Below are 654 nucleotides of genomic sequence, written 5' to 3'. Positions count from 1 at the left end.
CGCCGGCGAACAGGCCGGCCGCCCCGGGGGCCTGGATGCGCAGCCGCGACTCGGAGCCCACGCGGAGGCCGTCCGTGGGTCCGTGGACCACCTCGCCCGCGAAGGGCGGGGTGAGCCGCTCCAGCGCGCCGGGGTTCTCCAGCCAGCGGAAGACCACCTCACGCGGGTGGCGCAGGAGGGTGCGATGCTCGAAGACGCGGATCTCGGTCATGGACGCCAGCCTGACACAGGGAGGGGACGCGCGAACACCTGTCCGGGCCGGGCCGTGCAGGACAATGAGGGGATGGACCTGCTTCCCGAGCTGCGCTGGACCGCCGCCGCCCTGCCCGCCACCGAGCTCACCCTCGTGGCCGTCTTCTCCCCCGAGGACCAGACGGTGCGCGCCTCCGGCGTGGCCGTGCCGGAGGACTCGGAGCCCCCCGCCGCCGCGATCGGGCGCCTCCTCGAGACGCTCATGGACCGGCTCGTGGCCCTGGACCCGGAGACCGCCGACCGCGAGATGAACCCGCGCCCCGTGGAACCGCGTCCGGGTGCGTCCCAGCCCGTCGCCGACGCCCTGGCCGCCTACGCCGCGGGGGACGTGGCCGCGCTCGACGCCCTCGACGTCACCCAGCCGGGCACCGCGTTCCGGCAGCGGGCGTGGCGGGAGCTGCG

The 654-nt window shown here is 76.3% G+C and carries 2 pseudogenes; one reads left to right on the top strand and one right to left on the bottom strand.

Annotated features, from left to right (window positions below):
• A pseudogene (locus HMPREF3105_RS00170) lies at positions 1-211 on the bottom strand (TIGR01777 family protein); the annotation flags it as partial.
• Between the two features lie 72 nt (positions 212-283).
• On the opposite strand from HMPREF3105_RS00170, the pseudogene HMPREF3105_RS00165 reads away from it, so the two are divergent.
• Positions 284-654 (top strand): annotated as a pseudogene (locus HMPREF3105_RS00165) (methylated-DNA--[protein]-cysteine S-methyltransferase); the annotation flags it as partial.

The organism is Micrococcus sp. HMSC31B01, from assembly GCF_001816085.1.
In the GTDB taxonomy this organism is placed as follows: domain Bacteria; phylum Actinomycetota; class Actinomycetes; order Actinomycetales; family Micrococcaceae; genus Micrococcus; species Micrococcus luteus.
This window is presented reverse-complemented; position numbering and strand designations above follow the sequence as displayed.